This window comes from Clostridium taeniosporum (assembly GCF_001735765.2).
Taxonomy (GTDB): domain Bacteria; phylum Bacillota; class Clostridia; order Clostridiales; family Clostridiaceae; genus Clostridium; species Clostridium taeniosporum.
The window spans coordinates 1,801,826-1,819,046 of the sequence record NZ_CP017253.2 but is presented as its reverse complement, the minus strand read 5'-3'; the positions used below and the strand labels follow the sequence as shown (position 1 = coordinate 1,819,046).

Genomic DNA, 17,221 nt, shown 5'->3' with positions numbered 1-17,221 from the left:
AACAGAATTTTAATGGTAATTATTAGTTTAAATATATTGAAGAAAAAAATGCTGTTTATACATAATATAGTTTATGCATGGAAATGAAGAAATAATTTAAATCCGAAGTCTTTCTTTAATGGAAAAGATGATTTCTTGGAACATGTATTAAAAGAATAATATTGTAAGATTTTTATGATTAAAAATGATTAAATGTGATAAAATATGAAAATATACAGAAATTAAAATAACTAAGGAGGAAAAAATAAAATCATATGAAGAAATTTTTGAGTGAATTTAAACAATTTGCATTAAAGGGAAGTGTGATTGATTTAGCAGTAGGTGTATTAATAGGTGGTGCATTTCAAGGTATAGTAAAATCTTTAACAAATGATATAATATCTCCATTAATAGGTATGTTTGCTAATAAAGATTTTAGTGAGTTGACTTTTGAAATTTTCGGTGCAGTTATTAAATACGGCTCATTTATAACTGCAGTAATAAATTTTTTAATAATGGCATTTTTAATATTTTTACTTGTTAAAGGTATGAATAAATTAAGTGATTTAGGTAAAAAAGACATTGTTGAAGAAGAAAAAGAAATTACAACTAAAGAATGTCCTTTTTGCTACAGTGAAATTGATATAAAAGCAACTCGTTGTCCAAAGTGTACATCTCAATTAGAAATGAAGGAAGAGGCATAATAATTAAAGCATTAGTAGAATACAATTATTTAGGAGGAGTAAAATGAGTTCAATTAAACTAGCAACTTTTGCAGGTGGATGTTTTTGGTGTATGGTTAAACCTTTTGATAAATATGATGGTATATTGAAAGTAGTTGTAGGATATACTGGTGGAAACATAATAAATCCAACGTATGAACAAGTATGTAACATGGATACAGGACATTATGAAGCAGTGGAAATAACTTATGATGAAGATATAATAGATTATATAGAACTTGTAGAAGCTTTCTTCGGAAGTATTGATCCAACTGATGAAGGTGGTCAATTTAATGATAGAGGAGATAGTTACAAGACAGCAGTATTTTATCATGATGATAATCAAAAAAGAATTGTTGAAGAATATATAAAGCAACTAGAAAATAGTGGAGTTTATGATAAAGATATTGCTACTAAGTTGATAAAAGCTGAGTTTTTTTATCCAGCAGAGGAGTATCATCAAGATTATTACAAGAAAAATCCTTTAAGATATAAACTTTATTATAAAGGGTCAGGTAGAGAGTGTTATATTAAAAAACATTTAGAGAAAAATGAAGAAGAAAAAGAAAATTTAAAACAGAGGTTAACAGATATTCAATATGCTGTTACTCAAGAGAATGCTACAGAACCACCTTTTAGAAATGAGTACAATGACAATTATGAAGAGGGGATATATGTAGATATTGTAACTGGAAAGCCTCTTTTTTCATCTAAAGATAAATTTGATTCAGGGTGTGGATGGCCAGCTTTTTCAAAACCAATAAATAATGGTTATGTAAAAGAAATTGAGGATTATAGTCATGGAATTATAAGAACAGAGGTAAGAAGTAAAAATAGCAATTCACATCTTGGTCATGTGTTTAATGATGGACCAAAAGAGCTTGGAGGACTTAGATATTGTATAAATTCTTCTTCTTTAAAATTTATTCCAAAGAATAAAATGGAAGAAGAGGGTTATGGAAAATGGTTAGATAAAATATAGGATCTAATGAAATGAAAAATGCCTATAAAGATTTCTGGGCATTTTTCATGTTTTTTTATAGATAATATTAAAGTATTAAATGAAGAAATCTAGTAGAATTTTTAGATGCTTATGAAATGAAGAAATTTATGTTTTTCAGATAAAAACATAATAAATATGTTTGAGATTACTATATCTATAGTCAAAACAAATATCTAAATTTGAACTATCTTGGAATATTTTCAGTGAAATTGTAAAAATAATGTTGACAATTTGTAGCGTGTATATTACAATAAACAAGCGGTCAAGTTGTAGGGGATTTATATTTGATAGTGATGCACATTTATAAATCAGTTAAATTTGACAATCGTTTTATAATATGTATAATATTTACATGTTATGTATATGCGTTTTTAGCTCAGCTGGATAGAGCAACGCCCTTCTAAGGCGTGGGCCAGGGGTTCGAATCCCTTAAAACGCACCATTTTTGGTTCACTAGCTCAGTCGGTAGAGCACATGACTTTTAATCATGGTGTCCCGGGTTCGATTCCCGGGTGAGCCACCAAATCTTAAGCTTAAAGTAGAAATATAAATTTCTGCTTTAAGCTTTTTTTCATGTGCAATAGCTACTTTTTTTAATATATGCATTAGAATCTTTAATTAAAATTTTTTCATTATTACCACCATTAATTTTATAGTAATAGCATTATATCCATATTTATATAATTTTATTAAGATTAATGTTTAGTTTAATTTTAGATTTATAGCTAGTTGAAGGTTGTTAAATAAATCAAATAAAATATCAAAAATCAATAAGAATAATTAAGAAGACCAGGTAGTGATTATTAATCTAAATCTATTATATTGACAGATTATTACAATAGATATATACTGAAATTATCAATAAATAATGAAAATTATTATCAATAAAATAAGGTTTCATTATGTCTCCAAATCCAATTTACAAATAAAACTATATATAAGATTTTAAAATGTGATCTTTGCATATTAAAACAATATAATATTATTTGTTTTTATCTATATTTATTGAAATCATTATTTGGGATATAAAGAATATTTTAGATTTACCATGTGTAATAATAAGAATTTATATAGAAGTAGGTGATAATTATAGAAGCTATTATAGAAAAATATAATTTTTTCAATTCTAATATGGAAATATCCAGAAAAACAAATTTAAAAACCATATGTAATATTAAATGTAAAGATGGATTTGGAGTTATGACATGTTATCATGTTTTTCCAGGAATAGATTTGATTTTCAATGATTTTCATTGTTATCATTGTGAAGAAGCTCATAACTTGAAGAGTGAATTGATAGAAATTAATCATTGTCATAAAGGAAGGTATGAAAGTATTTTTGATGGCAGTAAATATGAATATTTAAGAGAAGGAGATTTATCATACAATATTGTTGGATCTAACTATGAATCAGGTGGATTTCCAATGGGATATTATGAAGGATGTTCAATACTAATAGATTATTCTATAGCAAAAAAATTTTTTTTATGTAATTATAATGATTTAAACATTGATTTAGGCAAGATGAAAAGATTATTGTTTAATAATAATTGGTATTTTATTGAAAAAGCAAAACCAGAAATTGAAAATATTTTTAAAGATTTATATAATACACCATCAATTAATAAATTATATTTTTATAAATTAAAAGTGTTAGAAGTATTATTGTTTTTAAGTAAATGTAGAGATGTAAAAAATCAAGAAAAATCTTATTATTATACAAAAGAACAAGTTGATTTGATTAAGGATGTTAGAGATTCAATTTTTCAACATTATAATAAAAAAATAACAGTAAAGGAATTATCAAATATTTATAATGTAAGTACAACCTTTTTGCAAAATGGATTTAAAGATATTTTAGGCAAAACAGTGGCAGAGTATATTAGAGAATTTCGAATATATAAAGCAGCAAAAATGATAAAAGAGACAAATGAAAGTATTATGGAAATTGCATTATGTGTGGGATATGACAATCCAAGTAAGTTTGCTTATACATTTAAAAAAGTTATGGGAAGTACCCCACTTAAGTATAGAAATAATCCTTAATTCAAATGGATTATTTTAATTTTTTTGGAGTAGAGAAAGAATAGATGAGTTAGTAAAATATGAATTAGCTAGAGAAATCACTAGTTAATTCATATTTTATTTTAATCTATATTTTAAGAAGATGTTGATATTGGAGTAAAAATAGAACTTGAAATGTAAGTTTTAATGGTAATTAAGAATTAGAAAAAGAATATCAGTATTTGTTTAAAATGTAGAAGATTATTAAAAGGAGAGGTGAGCATGAAAGAAAAAAGTGATGAAAAAATTAGTATACTTTCATTTGCAGGAAATTATAAATATTTAACAATATTAGGATGTATCCTGTCAGGAGTCAGTGCAATATTAGCACTTGTGCCATATTTATATATATGGAAGGTGGTATATGAGATATTTATGGCATTACCTAATATTAATAATGCTTCAAATGTTGCATATTATGGTTGGATGGCAGTAGCTTTTTCAGTTGGAGCAATTTTAATATATTTTATAGCCCTTATGTGTACTCATTTATCAGCTTTTAGAATTGCAAGAAATATGAGAAGTAAGGCACTTCATCATATGGTAAAATTACCACTTGGATATTTTGCAGAGAATGGAAGTGGGAAGCTTCGTAGAATAATCGATGAAAGTTCAGGTCAAACAGAGACATTTTTAGCCCATCAATTACCGGATTTAGTAGGTGCAATTGTAACTCCAGTTGGCATGTTAGTACTTTTATTGGTATTTGATTGGAGATTAGGACTAATTAGTTTAATTCCTATTGCTATTTCATTTGTATTTTTAAGTAGAATGATAGGAGAAAATATGAAATCATCTATAAAAGAATATCAAAATGCATTAGAGGATATGAATAATGAGGCTGTAGAATATGTAAGAGGAATACCTGTGGTTAAGACATTTGGACAAAGTATATTTTCATTTAAGAATTTTCATGATGCAATTATGAGATATAAAAAATGGACAGTAAATTACACTATATCACTTAGAATTCCTGTGTGTAATTTTACTGTAGCTGTTAATGGAATTTTTGCATTTTTAATTCCAGCTGGTATTTTATTAATTGGAAGTGCAGTAGATTATAAAACATTTTTATTAAATTTTATATTTTATATTATATTTACTCCGATTATTACTGTTATGGTAAATCGTATAATGTTTATGGGAGAAAATACTATGATAGCTAAAGATGCAACTAAACGTGTTTTGTATATATTAAATGAAAAAATATTAGAAGAGACAAAAAATCCTAAGAAACCAAAAGATTCAATTATTAAATTTAATAATGTTTCTTTTACTTATAAAGATGCAGCTAAACCAGCAGTTAAGAATTTATCATTTAAGATAAAGGATGGATCAACAGTAGCATTGGTTGGACCATCAGGAGGTGGTAAAACAACGGTTGCAAGTTTGATTCCAAGATTTTGGGATGTAGATACAGGAAGTATAACAATTGGTGGTGTAGATATAAGAGATATTGAGACGAGAGATTTAATGAATATGATATCTTTTGTGTTCCAAGAAACAAAGTTATTTAAGGAAAGTCTTTTTGAAAATATTAGATTATCAAAGCCTAATGCTACAAGAAAAGAAGTATTAGAGGCTGCAAAAGCAGCGCAGTGTGAAGAAATATTTGGAAAATTCCCAAATGGAATAGATACAATTATTGGAACTAAAGGAGTATATTTATCAGGAGGAGAAGCTCAACGTATTGCTTTAGCAAGAGCGATTTTAAAAGATGCTCCAATTGTACTTCTTGATGAAGCAACAGCCTTTGCAGATCCAGAAAATGAATATAAAATACAGCTTGCTTTTGAAAATTTGACAAAAGGTAAAACTGTGCTTATGATTGCACATAGGTTATCAACTATACAAAATGCAGATTGTATTATGGTATTAAAAGATGGAGAAGTTGTAGAGACAGGTACTCATAGTAAGTTAATTAAAAATGGTGAAATTTATGCTTCAATGTGGAAAAATTATGAAAGTTCTATTACTTGGAGAGTAGAAAATTCTTATATTAAAAATAAAAGAAAGGAGGGTGTTTTAAATGATTAATTATCTGAAGTATAAATTTGCATTAAGTGAACAAGGAGCAAAGGATTTAATTAAAGCAAGTATTGCTTGCACTTTAACAAACTTAAGTTTAATGTTTCCAATTGGAATTATATATATCCTTTTAGAAGAAATGATAGTACCTATATTAAAAGGAGGAACTCCATCATTCAATTTGGCAAAATATATAGCACTTTCAATAGTAGCATTAATTCTTATATTTGTATTTGAATATTTTCAATATAATAAAACGTTTTTTGCTTCATATACAGAAAGTGCCAATAAGAGAATATCTTTAGCAGAACAATTAAGGAAATTACCATTATCTTTTTTTGGTAAAAAAGATTTATCAGATTTAACAACAACTATAATGGGAGATTGTGCAGGTCTTGAAACAGCTTTTTCTCATTATATTCCGGAATTAATAGGTGCTGTATTATCTGTCATTATTGCTTCAATTGGTTTATTTGTTATGGACTATAAATTATCAATAGCACTTTTGTGGGTTATACCAGTAGCATTTATAATTGTAATTATTGGCAAATCAAAGCAAGATAAAGTAAATAATATAAAAAAACAAATAAAGCTTGATTATGGTGATAATATTCAAGAATGTATTGAAACCATTCGTGAACTTAAGGCTAATAATAAAAGTGATAGTTATCTAAAAGAACTAGATAAAAAATTAAAAAAGTCTGAGAGTATCCAAATTAAGGGGGAACTTAATACAGCAATGTTTGTTATTTCAGCACAGATGCTTTTAAAACTTGGCATTGCAACAGTTGTATTAGTTGGAGGGATGAACTTATTAAAAGGAGAGACGGATTTACTAACTTTTCTTATGTTTTTAATTGCTGCCTCTAGAATCTTTGAGCCACTTTCTACATCACTTACTAATCTTGCAGCTATATTTAATACACTACTGCAAATAAAGCGTATGCAAGAAATTGAAGGTCAAAATATTCAAACAGGAATAGATAATGCCACATACAATGGATATGATATTTGTTTTGAAAATGTTGGATTTTCTTATAATGATAATGAACAAGTGTTAAATGATGTATCATTTATAGCAAAGCAAGGAGAAATTACTGCATTAGTAGGTCCAAGCGGTGGAGGTAAAAGTACTGCAACTAAGTTAGCAGCACGATTTTGGGATATTGATAAAGGCAAGATCTTTTTAGGTGGTACTGATATTGCACAGGTTGATCCTGAACATTTGCTTAAAAATTATTCTATAGTATTTCAAGATGTAGTTTTATTTAATAATACTGTTATGGAAAATATTCGTATAGGTAGAAGAAATGCTACAGATGAAGAGGTTATTAAAGTGGCTAAAGCTGCAAGATGTGAAGAATTCATATCTAAAATGCCACAAGGGTATAAGACTATTATTGGTGAAAATGGTTGTACATTATCTGGAGGAGAAAGACAAAGATTGTCTATTGCAAGAGCATTATTAAAGGATGCTCCAGTTGTACTCTTAGATGAAGCAACAGCATCGCTTGATGTAGAAAATGAGACAAAGATTCAAGAAGCCATTAGTGAACTTATCAAGAATAAAACTGTTCTTGTTATAGCTCATAGAATGAGAACAGTCTCAGGAGCTGATAAAATTGTAGTATTAAGTGGTGGACGTGTAGCAGAAATGGGATCACCAAAAGAATTATTAGATGATGATGGAATTTATGCTAATATGGTAAGGTTACAAAAGAAAAGTAGTGAATGGAAGTTAATTAAATAAAGATAATGGTTATTTTTAATAGATTAAGGCACTTGCTTAGGTAGGTGCTTTTGTATTACAATTCGAGATTATAAAATATGATAGGTAATATATCTATAAACCTTATGTTATAATATTTATATAAAATTTGATTATAACTTTGATATTAAAGGAGAAAATAAATGATTGTATATCATGGTAGTGAAAAAAAGATAGAAAGACCTATTAATAAAGGAAGTAGAAAAGGAACAGATTTTGGTTCAGGATTTTATTGTACAAAAAGTTTGTTAATGGCAAAATCATGGTGTGCTCTTAGAAATGGACAGTATGTAAATAAATATGATTTAGATTTAACGAATTTAAAAGTTAAGGAGTACAATTTAGATTTAGAGTGGTTAATATTTGTTTGTTACAATAGATCAAACATAGATATAAGTATTGAAAATCAAGATTATGATGTGATTATAGGACCAACTGCAGATGATAAGTTATATAGAACGGTGCAAAATTTTTTAGATAATGTATATAGCGTTGATGAAACATTAAATATATTAAATTGTATGAAGATTGATAAGCAAATAAATTTAGTGTCTAAAAAAGCATTAAAAAATCTTAAATTTTTAGGTGTAGTTGAATTGACATTAAAAGAGATATTTAATATAAAAGAAAATGAAATGTTAAATTTAAGTACATTAAATAATAAGGTATTTAAAGCTAGAAGAACTTCAAATAAAGATGTTTATTATATTGATTTACAGGAGAAATGATTATGTGGAATATATTAAATAAAAATAGATGTGAAACAATGGCAGATATTTTTAAGGATAGTATTAAGTTTGAAAAAGAATGGTTAGATGCTATTATAAAGATATTATCTTCAGATTATAAAGATTCATTAGAGGCCGGGGACTTACTTTGTTTATCAAGGGGCAGTTTATACTATATTTCTTGGATAGAGGAAAAAAATAAAATAGAAACAAGAAAATATAATGGAAAAGAAGAAAGATATTATATGGAAGCTATGGAATGGATAGGCTATTTATTTCAAAGTTGGTATGAAGATTTTGGGATAACAGGAAAAAAATTGGTGAATAAATTAGGCGAAAAGGATTATTACTGGCTTATTGATAATTGGGTCATTCTGCATACACAAGACACAAAATATGTTTTAGAAGAAATGAAGAAAACTAGAAATTTAGAGTTTTAGTATGAAAATGTATTAAACAGTTTATTAGAGTATAGTTTTTGTTTCTAATACGAATAAATCAGCAAATTCATATCCATTATCACTTGTTATAGTTTTGAAAACTTTACTAAACTGCTCACCGTATATGTTACGGATGCTATTGAGTGCCTCTGTAATTGATTCAGCAGTTTTTGATGTAATTTTATTAATGATGGAATTTCTGGTTTTGCGTTCAAGAATAGTTGGAAGAACACAATCATTGTTTGATTTTTTATCAACAACTATGAAAATATATTAAAATTTGCATTAGATAACAGAATATATAAAATAATAAATTCATCCTTGTTAGATGAATGTTGTTATATTATTAATAAAGAGATGAAAATAACTAAAGATTAAGACTTTTATTTACATAATATACTATAAACAACATTATGAAATTAACTATAATATTGTAAGAGAGCAATAAACAAAAAGATACTCCGTAATCAGAAAACGACTTTTGCCATAAGGTTTATTTCTAGGATGAAATAGAATGATAAGTATATAAAGGGATATTCTTATGGTATTATAAGGGTAAGTATTGAAAGTTGTATATAAATATTAATACTAGAGTTAAATCAAGTAATATCTTAAAAGAACAAGATTTTATAACAATAATTATTAAAGGAGGTTTTACATGGCTAGTAGAAAAGTAACGTTAAAAGATATTGCAAAAGAGGCTAATGTTTCACCAGCTACAGTATCTTATGTTTTAAATTATTCGGAAAAAGAAAAAATAAGTCATGAGACAAGATTAAAGGTTTTTGAGGCTGCTAGAAAATTAAATTATGTTCCCAATATGACAGCTCGTTCTTTAGCAAGTCAAAAAAGTTATTTAATAGGAGTAATTATTAATTTAAGTGAAAAAAATAGAAAAAGTAAGACATATCAACAATACAGTTTAGTAAAGGAAATTCAAAAAAAACTTTATTCAATAGGATATGATTTGATTTTTTTACCAACAAAGGAGCTTCAAAAAGATATTGAAATTAGTCAGAAAAGATGTTTAGATGCTGTTTTTATTATAGATATGCCTTCGGATCAGCTAAAAGAGATAGTAAATCATTTTTATGTTCCAGTTATTTTTATTGATAGTTATTTAGATGATCCTATTTTTCATAAAGTGTTAACAGATTATGAAGCTATATTTAATATGTTAAGTGATGAATTTAAAGAAGATTTTTATGTGATAATAGAAGATTATTCTAATGATGAGCTTCTTAAAATTGCAAGAAATAAAGTATTAGAAAAAAATATTTTTATTAATAAATTTGATAGTGATTTAATTCAATTCTTACATAGACATGAAAATAAAAAAGGCTTAATATTTGGAGAGATATTAGGTATGCAGGCGGAAAAAATTGTGGATAATAGAAATTTAGTTGTAGTGATAAATTCAGAAAATGATGTAATGCTTTTACCAGATACTAAAAGAGTCATAGTTAGTAATAAAGAAAAAGCTAAAAAAGCAGTTGAAATTATGGAAAAATTGATTCATTTAGAAAATGATAAAAATATTGAAAAAACATCATATATAAAACCTATACAATACTAATTAATATGCCATTGTAAAGTGTGGATAAAAATTCACGCTTTTTGTTTTGCAGAAATTTATAGATTATTTTAACTTAATAAAAAGTGTAGTTTGGATATATTATAGGGTATTTTACTTAATAAATTAAGTAAAATACCTTTTGAATATTAAGTATTAAATATATAAACGAGAGTATAAATAAAATGCTATATTTTAAAAAAATAATTATAAAACCTTTTAAATAGAGAGGGTTATGAAATAAATATAAACAAAGTACACACAAAGATAACGATTGCATTGACAAATAAATAAGGGGTTGCTATAATAAAATCAACTTAAGCGATTAAGTAAACACTGAATGGAAGGAAGAAGAAATATGAAAGGTAAAAAGTCACTTCTATTATCCTGCTTTTTTTGGGGAAGTGGACAATTTTTTATTTGTAAACAGAAAATAAAGGGATTAATATTTTTTGTTATGCAATTACTATTTATAGGAATTGAATTATATAGTGGTTTTTGGATTGAATGGGGACAAGGATTAGTTCCTAATTTTACTATTAGATTACATGGAGGTTTTTTTACCAAAGGGATATGGGGTTTAATAACACTTGGAAAAAAGGTGGGTGGAAAATATGGAGATCATTCATCTATGTTATTAATTAACGGTGTTATAGCTAGTATATTAATTGCAATATTTATTTTAATTTATGTATGGAATTTAAAAGATGCTTATAGTACAGGCAAAAAAATCGATGAAACAAAAAAATATATAACATCTAAAGAGTTTTTTAAGCATTTATATAGTACAAAATTTCCGTATATTATACTAACTCCAATTGCTATAATGTTTGTATTTATAGTAGTTATGCCAATATTATTTTCTATATTAACAGCTTTTTTAAATTATAATAGAGATCATCTTCCACCAGGAAATTTGTTAAGCTGGGTAGGATTTGAAAATTTCAAAAAATTATTTACTGTGCCAATATGGTCAAAAACATTTTTTAAGGTATTAATTTGGAATATAATATGGACATTTGTGTCAACCTTTTCAAGTTATTTTTTAGGGGTATTTCAAGCATTAATATTAAATAATAAATCAGTAAAATATAAGAAAGTATTTCGTACAATTTTAATTTTACCGTGGGCAATACCACCTATTATTTCACTTATGGTATTTAGAAATTTATTAAATGGACAGTTTGGACCTATAAATCAGATGCTAATTAACATGGGAATTATTTCTGACAAGATACCATTTTTATCAGATCCAATACTAGCAAAGATAATGGTTATAGTGGTTAATCTATGGGTTAGTTTCCCAATGTTTATGGTTATGATATTAGGAGTATTATCTAATGTAGATAATAGTATTTATGATGCAGCAGCTATAGATGGTGCTAATAAAATACAAGTATTCAAGAAAATCACTATGCCACTTATATTTCTTGCAACAACTCCAAATCTTATTATGAGTTTGGCTGCAAATTTTAATGCTTTTGGTGCAATTTATTTCTTAACACAAGGTGGACCATTAAATTCTGAACTTCAATTTGCTGGAGATACTGATATCTTAATTTCTTGGATATATAAATTAACATTAAATCAACAGATGTATAATATGGCAGCTGTTATGAGTGTATTAATTTTTATATTAATTGGTGGATTTTCTTTTTGGAAATTTAAAAATACTGTAACATTTAAAGAATTATAGGGGGAATACAGGTATGAAGAAAAAGATTACAACAGTCCTTTTGCATTTGGAATTAATAATTATGTCACTTTTGATATTAATTCCTGTATTCTGGATTGTTAAGTCTTCATTTAATAAAGATGGTGGACTTTCATCAGCATCATTGATGCAAACTGAATTTACATTAAATAATTATAAGAGATTATTTTCAGAAACAAATTATGCATTATGGTTCTATAATACTTTAAAGATAGCAATTATTAGTTCAGTAGTATCTGTAATATTAATTTTAATAACTGCGTGGATTATATCAAGATTTAACTTTAGAGGAAAGAAACAAGGATTATTAACTATTATGATTTTATCAATGTTTCCAACTTTTTTATCTATGACAGCTATATATACTTTATTTCTATCATTAGGATTGATTGGAAAACCTATATCATTGATTTTAGTATATTCCATTGGAGCTATTCCTTATAATACATGGCTTGTAAAAGGATATTTAGATGGTATACCAATGTCAATAGATGAAGCGGCATATATAGATGGATGTTCTAAGATTAAAACCTTTTTTAAAATAATACTTCCAATGTCTAAGCCAATTATAACTTATTGTGCAGTATCACAATTTATGTTCCCTTGGATGGATTATATTTTACCAAATATTTTATTATCTAATGATAATACAAGAACAGTAGCAATTGGATTATTTGCTTTAATTAATGGAAAAGAAAGTATTAACTTTACAATGTTTGCAGCAGGATCAGTATTAATAGCTATACCTATTACTATTGTATTTATTATTTTTCAAAGATACTTGGTACAAGGTGTTACAGCAGGAGCTGATAAAGGTTAATTTTAATAAGGTATGGAGGAAAATTATGAGGAAGAGAATAAAATTAATATTTTTACCATTTTTGATAGTTACATTAATGGTTTCTTTAATATCATGTAGAAATAGAGAAATACCTTTTGATGATGATGATTCAGAATTAGAAGAAACATCAGAATTAAAGCCAGAAAAAGGTGCAGAATTAGTATATTGGACAGATGATTTAGACTTTGGACAAGCAATAGCTAAATCTTTTGAAGAAAAATATAAAGTAAAAGTTAATGTCCAAAAGGTTGGATTGGATTCAATGGACAAGATGATGCTAGATGCACCAACTGGTAATGGAGCTGATGTATTTATGGCAGCTAATGATAATTTTTCAAAAGGAAAGGATTCAGGGATTTTTGCTAAAATTAGACCGTCAGTAAAAAAGCAAATAGGAGAAGTAACTAATGAAACAGCTTTAAAAACTGTTACCAGTGATGGTGAACTGTATGGAGTACCAGTTTCAATTGAAAGTTATGCTTTGTTATATAACAAAGATTTAGTGAAAGGAAAACCAGCTGAAACATTTGAGCAAATTGAAGAAGAAGCTAATAAGTATAATGATAAAAATAATAATAAGTTTTGGTTTTTAACTATTGCTACTGATGGTTATTCAGCTTATCCATTTTTAAGTGTAGATGGATTTAGATTGTTTGGAGAAGATGGTAACGATGGAGATAATCCAGGTTTTAATACTAAAGAATTTGAAAAAGGATTAGAAGCTATATCAAAACTTAAAAAAATTATTCCAATTGAATCAGAGGATTTAAAATTACAAGCAAGTACTTTTTTAGAACAGAATTTTAAAAATGGAAAAACAGCATACTATCCAATAGGGCCAAATGCTATAAAGGAATTGAAAAAATCAGGTGTTAATTTTGGAATTACCAAGTTACCAACTTATAAAGGAAAACCAATGAGAGCATTTAGTGTTGTACAAAATGCACATATTTCAGCATATACAAAATATCCAAATGCATCACAACTTTTTGCACAGTATTTGGTTTCTAAAGAAGCAGCTGCTCTTTTGTATAGCAAAGCATATAAAATAACTTCAAGAAAGGATATATCTAATATAGATGGTATTAAAGATGATGAATATATGAAAGTATATGCAGATCAATTTAATAATACAGATCCAATACCATCAATTAAAAGAATATCATATTTTTGGACAATAATGGAGAGCACATTAGGCTCTGTATTCGATGGTAATATAACTCCTAAGGAGGCAGCAAAAAAAATCCAAAAAGATTTTGATGCACTTGTACAAAGTGAATAAAAAATAGTCATATAAACAACTTAATTTTGGATTTAAAATTTAATAATAATATAATCAAATTAATTTTAGGAGGAGTAACATGAACTTATCTTCAATAATACATGAGCCTAAAAGCTCATACTGTTATGCATATAATAATGATACTATTCATATACGTTTAAGAACTGCAAAAAATGAAATAAAAAAGGTATTACTTTTAGCTGTAGACCCCTTTAATTGGGTTCCAAGAAAAGAAAACCCTCAAATATATGAGTTTGAAATAGATTCTATTGTAAAAAATAAAATGGAAAAAGAGCAAGTTACAGAATTATATGATTGCTGGTTTGCAGAACTAAAAGGAATTCAATGGGGAAGAATTAAATATTGCTTTATTGTAGAAAATAATAATGAAAAATTTATTATTGGAAGTCATGATAGAATTAAGTACGAAGGAAATAAAAAAGATCTTTATGATTTAAGTAATTATTTTAATTATCCATATATAAATGAAGAAGATTTATATACATGTCCAGAATGGGTTTCAGAAACAGTATGGTATCAAATTTTTCCAGAAAGATTTTCTAAAGGAAAAACTCACAGTAAAAAAGATTTTATTCCATGGGGAAATGATGATATAGATGGTGCCTATAAGAAATTTGGTGGAAATCTTAATGGAGTAATAGATAAATTAGATTATATTAAAGAAACAGGATTTAGTGGAATTTATTTTAATCCTATTTTTGAATCACCAAGTTCCCATAAATATGATACAACTAATTATTATAAAATAGATCCTGAATTTGGAGATAATGAAACATTTAAAATTTTAGTAGAAGAGGCCCATAAACGAGGAATAAAGGTAATGTTAGATGGAGTGTTTAATCATTGCGGATTTCTTCATCCTTTTTGGCAAGATGTGTGTAAAAATGGAATAAAGTCTAAATATTATGATTGCTTTTATATTTTAGATCCATCAAAGCCAATAGTTCAAGGAGATTTAAAAAATGGATTGCCACAGGAGTGTTCTAGAGAAAAATTAAATTATCGTACATTTGCTTTCACACAAAGTATGCCAAAATGGAACACTAAAAATAAAATAGTAAGAGATTATCTAATTGATGTAGGATGTTATTGGGTTAAAAATTATAATATAGATGGATGGAGATTAGATGTATCCAATGAAGTCTCACATGATTTTTGGAGAGAATTTAGAAAAAAATAAAAAGCATAAATAAAGATGTATATATATTAGGAGAAAATTGGGATAATTCTTATCCTTGGCTTCAAGGAGATCAATTTGATGCTGTTATGAATTATGAATTTACAAGACCAGTTTGGAATTTCTTTAGAGACAATAGTGATGAAGAAACTAAGTATGATTCAGAAAAGTTTAAACTTTCTATTAGTAAGCTTTTAACTGATTATCCAAAGAATATAACTAAAAATATGTTTAATTTATTAGATAGTCATGACACAGCAAGAATTTTTGATATTGTAGGAAAAAATACTGAAGTTGCAAAATTAGCTTATGTTTTTATGATGACATTTCCAGGATGTCCTTGTATTTATTATGGAAGCGAAATAGGAATAGATGGTGATGAGCATTCTAATCGTAAATGTATGATTTGGGATGAAAGTAAACAAAATAAGGAGTTATTTTCTACTGTAAAGAAATTAATTAATCTTAGAAAGAAATATAAGTCTTTTAATACAGAAAATATGAAGTGGATTAATACTAAAGAAAATCTAAATATTGTTTTGTATAAGAAGTCAACAGATGAAGAAAATTTATATGTGGTATTTAATAATTCACCTAATGAAGTAGATTTATTATTACCTGATGAAATGAAACAAAGTGAATATATAGATTGTTATTCAGATAAAATAATAAAATTACAAGAAAAATCATTAATAAAACCATATGAATTTAAATTACTATTAAAGAGACAATAACTTAATCGCATGAAAATTAAAATAATTTAAAAATTTAATTTCTATAAAAACATCAATTGGGGATGTAGTAAGATTTGTGTAAAAGCAAATCTACTATATCTTTTTTGAATAGTTTTATGGTAGATTTGGAATAGTATACTTATAAATATTTCTTATATATAAGTTCTAATAATTAATATCCATAGTATTAAAAACTTCATTGAAATTTCTTTATTGATCAATTATTGACAGTTGAATATTGTTAATTAGAATATATATAAATAAAGACATCCTATAAACTTATAAGTTATTTAATTTATGTATTATATTAAAGACTTCTTCATCAGTAGTTTGCTCAAAGTTTTCATAATATGAGCCTACAGCATAAAATTCATAAGGTACAAATATACATATAACTTCATCTACAATTTTTTCTAATAGAGAAATTATAGACTGCGATGCTACTGGTATAGCTAAAATGATTTTTTTTGCATCATGTTTTTTTATGGAATTTATAGCAGCTTGTATTGTAAAACCAGTTGCAATTCCATCGTCAATAATTATTACTGTTTTATCTTTTACATTAGGGAATTTTTCATTTCCTTTATATTTATTTAATCTTTTTTTAATTTCTTCAGTTTGATTACACATTTCTTTCTCTATGTATTCTTTAGATATATTTAAAGCATCTATATATTTTTCATTTAAAAGATATGTTCCGTCTAAAGAGATAGCACCAATAGCAATTTCTTTATTATTAGGGGAACCGATTTTTCTTGGAATAATTAAATCCCACTGAAATCCATATTTTTTAATAGTGTCATAAGCTGTTACTATTCCTCCCCTTGGTATAGCAAGAATAATAGGATTTTGGTCTTTAAACTTTTTAAGTCTTATAGAAAGCTTTTCTCCTGCATCTTTTCTATTTATAAACATATTATCAATCTCCCTTAATTTATATAAATTAGTTTAAGTTGAATTTATATAATTATTCAATAAATTAGATTTTATAAGCATATAATATTTAGTTAAAATAGCACAGAAGAATTATACAAAAAAGAACAGTAAATAATTTTGTTTTATACAAAACTATTTACTGTGTCACAGTTCAGAGCATATAAGGTATATGAAAATAAACTAGTCAGTATCATAGTTTATTTTGTGAACT

General features: G+C 26.3%; 14 protein-coding genes, 2 tRNA genes and 1 pseudogene. 15 read left to right on the top strand and 2 right to left on the bottom strand.

The genetic code is table 11. The features are described 5' to 3' along the window. Positions 1–254: 254 nt before the first annotated feature. The 9 genes from mscL (at position 255) to BGI42_RS08355 (ending at position 8,732) form a co-directional block, all read left to right on the top strand. Positions 255–683: a large conductance mechanosensitive channel protein MscL gene (gene mscL / locus BGI42_RS08395; protein ID WP_069679888.1), complete on the top strand. Its 429-nt coding sequence runs from the start codon at positions 255–257 to the stop codon at positions 681–683. 43 nt (positions 684–726) lie between these two features. After that, positions 727–1,683, top strand: a complete 957-nt coding sequence (gene msrB / locus BGI42_RS08390; RefSeq protein ID WP_069679887.1) for a peptide-methionine (R)-S-oxide reductase MsrB — start codon at positions 727–729, stop codon at positions 1,681–1,683. Between the two features lie 386 nt (positions 1,684–2,069). Then, positions 2,070–2,146 (top strand) — tRNA-Arg (locus BGI42_RS08385). Between the two features lie 5 nt (positions 2,147–2,151). Next, positions 2,152–2,227, top strand: a tRNA-Lys gene (locus BGI42_RS08380). Positions 2,228–2,835: 608 nt separating this feature from the next. Then, positions 2,836–3,750: a helix-turn-helix transcriptional regulator gene (locus BGI42_RS08375; protein ID WP_125461017.1), complete on the top strand. Its 915-nt coding sequence runs from the start codon at positions 2,836–2,838 to the stop codon at positions 3,748–3,750. 240 nt (positions 3,751–3,990) lie between these two features. Beyond that, a complete protein-coding gene (locus BGI42_RS08370; protein ID WP_069679886.1) occupies positions 3,991–5,805 on the top strand; it encodes an ABC transporter ATP-binding protein in 1,815 nt (604 codons plus the stop codon). Beyond that, positions 5,798–7,546 (top strand): ABC transporter ATP-binding protein, encoded by a 1,749-nt coding sequence (locus tag BGI42_RS08365; RefSeq protein WP_069679885.1) that lies wholly within the window; start codon positions 5,798–5,800, stop codon positions 7,544–7,546. The genes BGI42_RS08370 and BGI42_RS08365 overlap by 8 nt, the downstream gene beginning before the upstream one ends. Positions 7,547–7,707: 161 nt before the next feature. Further along, entirely contained in the window at positions 7,708–8,292 is a 585-nt protein-coding gene (locus BGI42_RS08360) for a DUF3990 domain-containing protein (RefSeq protein ID WP_069679884.1), read from the top strand. Between the two features lie 2 nt (positions 8,293–8,294). Further along, a complete protein-coding gene (locus BGI42_RS08355; protein WP_069679883.1) occupies positions 8,295–8,732 on the top strand; it encodes a hypothetical protein in 438 nt (145 codons plus the stop codon). Positions 8,733–8,774: 42 nt separating this feature from the next. On the opposite strand, the pseudogene BGI42_RS16625 reads toward BGI42_RS08355, so the two are convergent. Beyond that, positions 8,775–8,993 (bottom strand): annotated as a pseudogene (locus BGI42_RS16625) (IS30 family transposase); the annotation flags it as partial. A gap of 397 nt (positions 8,994–9,390) precedes the next feature. Between BGI42_RS16625 and BGI42_RS08345 the strand changes: the two are divergent. From BGI42_RS08345 to BGI42_RS16525, 6 genes are all read left to right on the top strand, one after another. Beyond that, entirely contained in the window at positions 9,391–10,308 is a 918-nt protein-coding gene (locus tag BGI42_RS08345; protein ID WP_069679882.1) for a LacI family DNA-binding transcriptional regulator, read from the top strand. Positions 10,309–10,663: 355 nt separating this feature from the next. After that, positions 10,664–12,001, top strand: coding sequence for a carbohydrate ABC transporter permease (locus tag BGI42_RS08340; protein ID WP_069679881.1), 1,338 nt, complete (start codon positions 10,664–10,666; stop codon positions 11,999–12,001). A 13-nt stretch (positions 12,002–12,014) separates the two neighbouring features. Beyond that, a complete protein-coding gene (locus BGI42_RS08335; protein WP_069679880.1) occupies positions 12,015–12,839 on the top strand; it encodes a sugar ABC transporter permease in 825 nt (274 codons plus the stop codon). 25 nt (positions 12,840–12,864) lie between these two features. Beyond that, on the top strand, positions 12,865–14,142 hold the full coding sequence (locus tag BGI42_RS08330; RefSeq protein ID WP_069679879.1) for a sugar ABC transporter substrate-binding protein: 1,278 nt from the start codon (positions 12,865–12,867) through the stop codon (positions 14,140–14,142). Positions 14,143–14,221: 79 nt separating this feature from the next. Next, complete coding sequence (locus BGI42_RS16530; RefSeq protein WP_275542677.1) at positions 14,222–15,343, top strand: alpha amylase N-terminal ig-like domain-containing protein; 1,122 nt, start codon at positions 14,222–14,224, stop codon at positions 15,341–15,343. Beyond that, the gene (locus BGI42_RS16525) at positions 15,340–16,074 is read left to right on the top strand and encodes an alpha-amylase family glycosyl hydrolase (RefSeq protein ID WP_338028398.1); all 735 of its coding nucleotides are present in this window, start codon (positions 15,340–15,342) and stop codon (positions 16,072–16,074) included. Before BGI42_RS16530 ends, BGI42_RS16525 begins: the two co-directional genes overlap by 4 nt. Positions 16,075–16,353: 279 nt before the next feature. Here BGI42_RS16525 and BGI42_RS08320 read toward each other — a convergent pair whose 3' ends face one another. Further along, positions 16,354–16,989: a phosphoribosyltransferase gene (locus tag BGI42_RS08320; protein WP_084023862.1), complete on the bottom strand. Its 636-nt coding sequence runs from the start codon at positions 16,987–16,989 to the stop codon at positions 16,354–16,356. Positions 16,990–17,221 lie beyond the last annotated feature (232 nt).

Excerpts from the sequence above, each read along its gene's own strand:
- BGI42_RS08320 (WP_084023862.1), bottom strand. The coding sequence starts at position 16,989 with ATGTTTATAAATAGAAAAGATGCAGGAGAAAAGCTTTCTATAAGACTT.
- BGI42_RS08340 (WP_069679881.1), top strand. The coding sequence starts at position 10,664 with ATGAAAGGTAAAAAGTCACTTCTATTATCCTGCTTTTTTTGGGGAAGT.
- BGI42_RS08370 (WP_069679886.1), top strand. The coding sequence starts at position 3,991 with ATGAAAGAAAAAAGTGATGAAAAAATTAGTATACTTTCATTTGCAGGA.
- BGI42_RS08345 (WP_069679882.1), top strand. The coding sequence starts at position 9,391 with ATGGCTAGTAGAAAAGTAACGTTAAAAGATATTGCAAAAGAGGCTAAT.
- BGI42_RS08335 (WP_069679880.1), top strand. The coding sequence starts at position 12,015 with ATGAAGAAAAAGATTACAACAGTCCTTTTGCATTTGGAATTAATAATT.
- BGI42_RS08330 (WP_069679879.1), top strand. The coding sequence starts at position 12,865 with ATGAGGAAGAGAATAAAATTAATATTTTTACCATTTTTGATAGTTACA.
- BGI42_RS08360 (WP_069679884.1), top strand. The coding sequence starts at position 7,708 with ATGATTGTATATCATGGTAGTGAAAAAAAGATAGAAAGACCTATTAAT.
- mscL (WP_069679888.1), top strand. The coding sequence starts at position 255 with ATGAAGAAATTTTTGAGTGAATTTAAACAATTTGCATTAAAGGGAAGT.
- BGI42_RS08355 (WP_069679883.1), top strand. The coding sequence starts at position 8,295 with ATGTGGAATATATTAAATAAAAATAGATGTGAAACAATGGCAGATATT.
- BGI42_RS08365 (WP_069679885.1), top strand. The coding sequence starts at position 5,798 with ATGATTAATTATCTGAAGTATAAATTTGCATTAAGTGAACAAGGAGCA.
- BGI42_RS16530 (WP_275542677.1), top strand. The coding sequence starts at position 14,222 with ATGAACTTATCTTCAATAATACATGAGCCTAAAAGCTCATACTGTTAT.
- msrB (WP_069679887.1), top strand. The coding sequence starts at position 727 with ATGAGTTCAATTAAACTAGCAACTTTTGCAGGTGGATGTTTTTGGTGT.
- BGI42_RS08375 (WP_125461017.1), top strand. The coding sequence starts at position 2,836 with ATGGAAATATCCAGAAAAACAAATTTAAAAACCATATGTAATATTAAA.